Raw genomic sequence first — 1239 nt, forward strand, 5'->3', positions numbered from 1 at the left:
GCCCGAGTCGACCACCGCAGCTACAAAGACCAGGAGAATGGTTTAGAAGCCACGCTGCACGAAGGGCCGAAAGTCACCGAACTGCGCCGAAAAGGGATTGAGACCGAAATCAGCCGAAGCAATGACGAAATCAAACAGAGAAATCAGGCTCAGCTGCAATACAGCAAAAATATGGATCTGCTGATTGCTGAAAATGAGATCAAACTCAGCACACTGAAAACAGAACAGCAGATCCAAATCAAAAATAGCGCTAAAACGCCACCAATTGACGAAAAAGCCCTGTTTGAGGAAAAACAGAGGGAAACCCTTGGCAAAGTGCTAAAACGCGAAATCAGCGCAAAAGACGCGAATCTAGACCTGGATTTCATGCAGCGTAATCTCAAACAAGCCGAAATAACCCTGACCAAGCACCACAAACATCAAAATGAGTTCAATCAGCAGCTTGCCCAGGAGATCGTGAAAAGCGGACTCAAGCAAAGTCATGACAAATTGCAAAGCCTGGTCGATCAACACAACGAATTAACTCAGAACAAACCCTTACTGTTTGGAAAAAAAGCCTGGGAAGCCCAACGTGATGCGATTTACCAGGAGCACAAAAAGCTGAAAGGTCAGCATGAACACCAGAAAAAACATGGTGTGAAGGATTTATTGGAAAATGAAAAGTTTAAAGAACATGCCTGGAAGCAGTACCAACAACAACATCCAGCCAAAGCCAAGCAATACCAGACTCTATACCCATCCTATCAAGTCATTAAAAAATGTGTGGATGAGATCAAAGCAGAACAACAGATGAAACTCAGACAGGAACAACAGCTCAAAGCACAGCAACATGCGCCTAAAATGAAATCTCGTGGCATGAGTCGCTAAACAGAGCGAGTGTCTACGAGCGAACTGAGAAAATTTGCCCATCCCTTTCCCTGATTACAAGCTCCCTATCCATTAATCACCTACCCTACAGAGCATCCCGCATGGGTGCGAACTTTCCAAATTTGATTCTTAAATCGAGCGTAGCGAGAAAAAAAGCTCATGAGCGAAGCGAATTCCGAGCTGCTTTTGATCTTGCTTTTGCTTTTTCTCAAATTCACGAAAATATGAACCAAAAATTGCCCCGACGAATCGAGCGAAAGCGAGATTCAATAGAGTTTGAGCGAAGCGAAAACCAAGGGCAATTTTTTACTCCCTGGGCTTTTAATTATTTTTAAGCTTTTAAATGCTTTTAATTAAGCTGTAATCCTTTAT

Annotated in this window: 1 protein-coding gene and 1 pseudogene; both read left to right on the forward strand. The window is 43.3% G+C overall.

What is annotated here, in order from left to right:
* Window positions 1-867: pseudogene (locus ACP7AK_RS15300) on the forward strand (MobQ family relaxase); the annotation flags it as partial.
* A 101-nt stretch (window positions 868-968) separates the two neighbouring features.
* A complete protein-coding gene (locus tag ACP7AK_RS15305; protein ID WP_034429840.1) occupies window positions 969-1202 on the forward strand; it encodes a hypothetical protein in 234 nt (77 codons plus the stop codon).
* Window positions 1203-1239 lie beyond the last annotated feature (37 nt).

It is taken from the genome of Acinetobacter sp. TWP2-2-3 (assembly GCF_049896445.1).
Lineage (GTDB): Bacteria > Pseudomonadota > Gammaproteobacteria > Pseudomonadales > Moraxellaceae > Acinetobacter.

Bases quoted from the DNA above. Each gene is read 5' to 3' on its own strand.
- ACP7AK_RS15305 (WP_034429840.1), top strand. From the start codon at position 969: ATGGGTGCGAACTTTCCAAATTTGATTCTTAAATCGAGCGTAGCGAGA.